Source organism: Kitasatospora sp. NPDC058218, assembly GCF_042882445.1.
Classification (GTDB): Bacteria; Actinomycetota; Actinomycetes; order Streptomycetales; family Streptomycetaceae; genus Kitasatospora.
The window spans coordinates 55,844-61,843 of the sequence record NZ_JBHVWC010000067.1; the positions used below are offsets into that span (position 1 = coordinate 55,844).

The 6,000-nt window shown below is 72.2% G+C and carries 5 protein-coding genes and 2 tRNA genes; 5 read left to right on the forward strand and 2 right to left on the reverse strand.

The genetic code is table 11. From position 1 onward, the window contains the following. Positions 1-281: 281 nt before the first annotated feature. A complete protein-coding gene (locus ACFVYI_RS34200) occupies positions 282-476 on the forward strand; it encodes a hypothetical protein (RefSeq protein WP_329487645.1) in 195 nt (64 codons plus the stop codon). A 63-nt stretch (positions 477-539) separates the two neighbouring features. Here the strand turns inward: ACFVYI_RS34200 and ACFVYI_RS34205 are convergent, their stop codons facing one another. Then, a complete protein-coding gene (locus tag ACFVYI_RS34205) occupies positions 540-1,331 on the reverse strand; it encodes a DUF6348 family protein (protein WP_387892780.1) in 792 nt (263 codons plus the stop codon). 209 nt (positions 1,332-1,540) lie between these two features. Here ACFVYI_RS34205 and ACFVYI_RS34210 point away from each other — a divergent pair, with 209 nt between their 5' ends. Beyond that, complete coding sequence (locus ACFVYI_RS34210; RefSeq protein ID WP_387892781.1) at positions 1,541-2,092, forward strand: hypothetical protein; 552 nt, start codon at positions 1,541-1,543, stop codon at positions 2,090-2,092. 114 nt (positions 2,093-2,206) lie between these two features. Here ACFVYI_RS34210 and ACFVYI_RS34215 read toward each other — a convergent pair. Further along, a tRNA-Gly gene (locus ACFVYI_RS34215) sits at positions 2,207-2,280 on the reverse strand. Between the two features lie 144 nt (positions 2,281-2,424). On the opposite strand from ACFVYI_RS34215, the gene ACFVYI_RS34220 reads away from it, so the two are divergent. The 3 genes from ACFVYI_RS34220 to tig all read left to right on the forward strand — a co-directional run bounded on the left by ACFVYI_RS34220 (position 2,425) and on the right by tig (position 5,787). Beyond that, positions 2,425-2,498, forward strand: a tRNA-Pro gene (locus ACFVYI_RS34220). Between the two features lie 160 nt (positions 2,499-2,658). Beyond that, positions 2,659-4,128: a DHA2 family efflux MFS transporter permease subunit gene (locus ACFVYI_RS34225; protein WP_387892783.1), complete on the forward strand. Its 1,470-nt coding sequence runs from the start codon at positions 2,659-2,661 to the stop codon at positions 4,126-4,128. A gap of 255 nt (positions 4,129-4,383) precedes the next feature. Next, complete coding sequence (tig, locus tag ACFVYI_RS34230) at positions 4,384-5,787, forward strand: trigger factor (RefSeq protein WP_387892785.1); 1,404 nt, start codon at positions 4,384-4,386, stop codon at positions 5,785-5,787. Positions 5,788-6,000: the final 213 nt, after the last annotated feature.

The following is a 6,000-nucleotide window of genomic DNA, read 5'->3' on the forward strand; positions in this document are numbered from 1 at the left end:
TCTCGCATCGCAGGATATCGGCGTTCGGCTGACAGTCAGACCTTTACGCAATCGGCACGGTCGACCACACTGAGTCCGGGCGGGACTGGTCAGGATTCGGGGGATGGGGGCGCCACATGCGGCACGACGGACACCGTCCGGCCGTACCGGACTCTCCTTCCGGCCGCGACACGTCGGACGAACTGCCGTTCCGCCTCGGGACCGTCGGACAGGCCGGGGTCCGGCTTCGCAGGGGCTGTCAGCCGATGGCGCCCCGCTATGAAACGAGGAAGTGAGTCCGGGTGGCACTCTCCGTCTCCGCACTGGTCCTGTTCGGCGTCATCTGCTTCATCTTCATCCGCAACAAGCAACTGAAGGTCGGGCACGCGATCCTGGCCGCGCTGTTCGGCTTCATGCTCAACCAGAGCACGGCCGCCAAGCCGATCCAGGACTTCCTGAGCCAGATCGCCAAGAGCATCTCCAACATCGCCAGCTGACCCCCGGCGGCCTCGGGCGGGGCCCGGGGCGGGTTCAGCGGGGGTGGAGGCCGGCCGTCCGGGTCACCGGTCGGCCCGTCTGGCCTGCCGCCAGCGGGCGAAGAGCCCCCGGGCCCGCGCCGCCGCCGGGGTCGGCCGCCGTACCGCCACGGGCGCCGCGGCGCCCGTCGGCGCGGTCGTCACCGTCGCCGCGTCCGGGGCCGTCAGCAGCACGAACAGCCGCGCCCAGCAGAGCCGTTCGCCACGCGGCCAGTCCAGCGCGCGCAGCGCCGCCGACGCGGCCTCCGACACCTCGCCGTTGACCCGGACCTCGGCGACGTCGTCCCCCGCCTTGCCGCCGAGGAAGAGCTTCACGCCGTTCAGGTGCCGCCCGGTCAGCTCCGGCAGCAGCGCGGGCGCCAGCGCGGGCAGCACCCGGTGCTCCGCCAGCCAGCCGGCCAGTCGTTCGTTGCCGAAGCCGAACACCGCCGCCGGCCCCTGCACGGCGTGCCAGCCCGGCAGTTCCGGGTGATCGGCGTGGTCGCCGTGCTCGCCCCGGCGCTCCCGCAGCTCGACCAGGGCCGAGGCGGTGGTGGTCGCCCACATCCGCACCGCGTTGTCGAGCTTCTCCTCCTCGGTCTTGCCGAGGCCGGCCGCGCAGTCCCACACCACCGGCGCGTCCGCGTGGCCCAGTCGCAGCACGAAGCCCAGGTCGACGTGGCCGGCGCCGTCGACGCCGGGGTGCTCCCGGACGGCCACCGCCGTGGTGTCCGGACCGCGCACCACCTCGCCGTCGACGGTGAACACCTGCCCGAAGCGTGCCATTTCCCGGACCACGGAGCGCTGTATGACGGTCAGTCGGTCCTGGGGACGCACCCGACACTCCTCCACCTTCGGGTTCGCAGCGTTCTCGAACTGCTCTCGAACTGCTTTCGAACGCCGCCGAGGCTATCGGCCCGGAGCCCTGCCGGGAAACCGATGCGGGCCGCCGGTCGCCGATGCGGGCCCGGCTCTCCGGTCGCAGAAATGTCCTCTATGCACCATTTTGGGTAGCGGCAACCGTAGGCCACCGCCTGGAGAACCGCATGCCCCGCACCGATCTGACGCCCGCTCCGCCGCTGCTCACCCCGGACGGCTCCGGTCTGGTCGCCGAGATCGAGGCGTACCTCTCCTCGCTGCCCGCTCCGGCGCGCACTCCGGAGGCGTACCCCCGGCCGCCGTACGTCTGCCCGCTCGGCTCGACCGTGCAGCCCTGGCACGCCGGCCACCCGCTGCCCCGGGCCACGCTGCTGGACCGGGCACTGCGCCGGCCCGCCCGCCCGGTGCCGGTGAGCGCCGCCGACCATCTGCGGCTCGCGTCCCGCTACATCGGCGCGGTCGGCTGGCTGCAGGGCGCGATGTGGGACGGCGCCGGCCGGGTCTGCCTGCTCGGTGCCCAGGCCGCCGTGCTCGCCCACGGCTACGGCACCCCGGACACCGTCCGGACCGCCCGGGTGCAGCTGATGGAGGTGCTGCACGCCACCGGCCGCCCGGCGGCCTCCCCGGACGAGTACAACGACCGGCCCACCACCCGGCAGGCCGACGTCCACCAGTTGCTCGACCGTGCCGCGGCCCGCGCCGGCCGGCTCGGCCTCTGACGGGCCGACGGTCCGGGGGCGGAGGCCCGGGGGTCGGAGCCCGGAGCCCTGACGGGCGGTCGGGAAACGCAACGGCCCCGGCACGACGGTGTCGTCGTGCCGGGGCCGGGCAGGTGGAGCGGGTGACGAGAATCGAACTCGCGTGACTAGTTTGGAAGACTAGGGCTCTACCATTGAGCTACACCCGCGTGATCCCCCGGCCGTCGCCGGACGGAAGGTCGGGAACAGCGTACCTGGTCCGGTCGCCTGCGTGCACACCACATTCGTTCTCGGGCCCTCGGATATGTCGCCGACCGGGTGGGGCCCGGCGTGTACGCTTCCTCTCGGCACCACGGGGTGTGGCGCAGTTTGGTAGCGCGTCCGCTTTGGGAGCGGAAGGCCGTCGGTTCGAATCCGGTCACCCCGACAGTGCGGCAGGGTCTCGTCCTCGGCGGGGCCCTGTTGGCGTCTTCGGGGTCCACGGGCACCGCTCGGCGGTCCGCGGGCGGCGCCGGGGGCCTGTTGTCGTTTCCGGGTCCGGTCCGGCATGGTGAATGGTTGACATTTCACCAAATGCTGGAGCCCGGATGAGCCCGATGAGGATGAACCCCAAGATCGCGGTCGGAGTCGTCTTCGTCGCCTCGCTCTTCATGTCGATCATGGACACCACGATCGTCAACGTCGCCCTGCCCGCGATCGGCCGCCAGTTCGGCACCGATCCGGCCGGGGTCGGCGTGATCAACGTCGGCTACCTGGTCAGCCTGGCCGTCTTCGTCCCGCTCTCCGGCTGGCTGGGGGACCGCTTCGGCACCCGGCGGGTCTTCCTCGCCTCGCTCGCCCTGTTCACCCTCGCCTCGCTGCTCTGCGGCGCGGCCGGCTCGATGACCTCGCTCACCCTCTACCGGATCTTCCAGGGCGCGGCCGGCGGCCTGCTCACCCCGGTCGGGATGACCATGCTCTTCCGCGCCTTCCCGCAGGAGGAGCGGATGCGGGCCACCCGCATCCTGATGCTGCCCACCGCCGTCGCGCCCGCCGCCGGGCCGGTGCTCGGCGGCTGGCTGGTGGACGGCTGGTCCTGGCACTGGGTCTTCATCGTCAACGTGCCGGTCGGCATCGCCGCGCTGGTCTTCGGGCTGCTCGCGCTGCCCGACTACCGCGCCGAGCGGGCCGGCCGGTTCGACGCGGCCGGGTTCCTGCTCTCCGCCGTCGGCTTCGGCGCCGCGATGTACGCGCTCTCCGAGGGCGCGTCGCAGGGCTGGGGGAGCGTGCGGATCCTGGCCTCGGCGCTCGTCGGCGCCTGCGCGCTGGCGGCCCTGGTCGTCGTCGAGCTGCGCCGCCCGGAGCCGATGCTCGACCTGCGGCTCTTCCGGGACCGCATATTCCGCACCACCAACCTGCTCTCGCTCTTCTCCGGCGCGGCCTTCCTCGGCATGCTCTACCTCTTCCCGCTGCTGATGCAGGACGCGCTCGGCATGGACGCCCTGCACAGCGGCCTGATGGTCTTCCCCGAGGCGCTCGGGGTGATGCTCGCCTCCCAGATCGCGAGCCGCCTCTACCCGAGGATCGGCCCCCGCCGGATCCTGGCCACCGGCGCCGCCGTGGTGGCCTGCTGCCTGGCCCTGATGGCGACGATCGGGCCGGACAGCAACCTCTGGGCGGTGCGCGCCCTGATGTTCGTCACCGGCTACGCGATGTCGCACGTCTTCATGCCCTCGCAGACCGCTGCCTTCGCCACCATCAGCGCGCGCGACACCGGTGCCGCCTCCACCCTCTACAACGCGCAGCGCCAGCTCGGCTCCGCGCTCGGGGTCGCGGTGCTCGGCACCGTGCTGACGGCCGTGGGCGCCTTCACCGTGAATGCGTCGGGTACGCCCGTGGCGAACCTCACCGCCTATCGCGCGGCCTTCCTCACCGCGGCCGGCCTGGCGCTGGCGGCGGCCGCGATCGCCTTGCTGGTACGGGATTCCGACGCCGCCGCCACCATGCGCGCGGTACCGGCCGGGGGTACCGCCGAGGGGGCGGCCGAGCCGGTCGCGGAGCCCGTGGGGAAGGGCTGAGCGGCCGCTGACGGCAGCGTCCTGGCGTCCGCCTTTCGTGGTACCGGTAGGATGGGGCGCTGGCGGTAGTCCCTGTGGCGTCAACCCAGGTCAACCGCACGAGGGCGAGGAGTCACGCTCACCGTCCACCCCCCACGGGAGATGCAGCTCCAACCGCCCATCGCCCGTCTCGCCCGACCCGCCAGCACCGGCCCCGGCCGGCGCCGATGGGGAGGGCGGAGGCAACCTGACCGCAAGCCCATAGGAGACCAAACCGTGAAGAGCGCCGTCGAGACTCTGAACCCGACCCGGGTTCGACTCACCGTCGAGGTGCCCTTCGAGGAGCTCAAGCCCAGCCTCGACGCGGCGTACAAGAAGATCAACCAGCAGGTCTCGGTCCCGGGCTTCCGCAAGGGCAAGATCCCGAACCGTGTCATCGACCAGCGTTTCGGTCGTGGCGCCGTGCTGGAGGAGGCCGTCAACGACGCCCTCCCGCGCTTCTACACGCAGGCAGTCGACGAGGGCAAGATCGAGGTCCTCGGCCAGCCCGACATCACCAACATCGAGGGTGTCGAGACGATCGCCGACGGCGGTGACCTGAAGTTCACCGCCGAGGTCGACGTTCGCCCCGAGATCACCCTTCCGGACTTCTCGACCATCGAGGTCACCGTCGACCCGATCGTGGTCACCGACGAGGACGTCGACAAGTCGCTGGAGCAGCTGCGCGAGCGCTTCTCCTCGGTCAAGGACGTCGAGCGCGCCGCGGCCGCCGGCGACATCGTGGTCGTCGACCTCGAGGCCAACGTCGACGGCGAGGTGCCGGAGGACGGCATCGCCAAGGGCGTCAGCTACGAGATCGGCTCCGGCCGTCTGATCGACGGCATCGACGACGCCGTCGTCGGCCTGGAGGCCGGTGGCACCGCCACCTTCTCCACCGAGCTCAAGGGCGGCACCCAGGCGGGCAAGACCTCCGAGGTCTCCGTCACCGTCACCGCCGTCCAGGAGAAGGAGCTCCCCGAGCTGGACGACGAGTTCGCCCAGCTGGCCAGCGAGTTCGACTCGCTGGAGGAGCTGCGCGGCGACTCCCGCAAGCGCCTCGAGCGCATGAAGGAGTACGACCAGGCCACCCAGGCCCAGGAGAAGGTGCTCGACGCGCTGCTGGCGCTGGTCGAGATCGAGTTCCCGGAGAAGCTCCTCAAGGACGAGATCGAGACCCGCAAGCACAACCTGGAGCACCACCAGCTGGAGCCCATGGGCCTCAACCTCGCGTCCTACCTGGAGACCCAGGGCAAGACCGAGGAGGAGTTCCTCGCGGAGACCGAGGAGCAGGCGAAGAAGGGCATCAAGACCCAGTTCGTCCTGGACCAGATCGTCGCCGACGAGCAGCTGGGCGTCGACCAGCAGGAGCTCACCGAGCACCTCATCCGCCGCGCCGCCGGCTCGGGCCTGACCCCGGACCAGTTCGCGCAGCAGGTCGTCCAGGGTGGCCAGGTGCCGCTGCTGGTCGGCGAGGTCGCCCGCGGCAAGGCGCTGGCCACCGTGGTCGAGGCCGCCAAGGTCCTCGACACCGAGGGCAACGAGATCAACTTCGACGACGACGAGACCGACGAGTCGGCCGAGACCGTCGCCGCCGAGGCCCCGGCCGCCGAGGCCGACGCCGAGGAGAAGACCGAGGCCTGATCGCCCCGGTCGGCCTGACGCAGCAGCGGGGGCCGGCGCCGGGCCGGGGGGGCCGGGGCCCCCCCGTGTGCCCGGGCCCCCGGGGGGGGCCCCCGGGGGGGGGCGGCCGCGGCCCCCCGCGGGTTGGGCCGCCCCCACCGCGCCGGCCGCCGGCCGCGCCCGGATCCGAGCCATGATCGCCGGCGAGGTCGCGCTCGCCTGCACCCTCGGCTC

Excerpts from the sequence above, each read along its gene's own strand:
- ACFVYI_RS34210 (WP_387892781.1), top strand. The coding sequence starts at position 1,541 with ATGCCCCGCACCGATCTGACGCCCGCTCCGCCGCTGCTCACCCCGGAC.
- ACFVYI_RS34225 (WP_387892783.1), top strand. The coding sequence starts at position 2,659 with ATGAGCCCGATGAGGATGAACCCCAAGATCGCGGTCGGAGTCGTCTTC.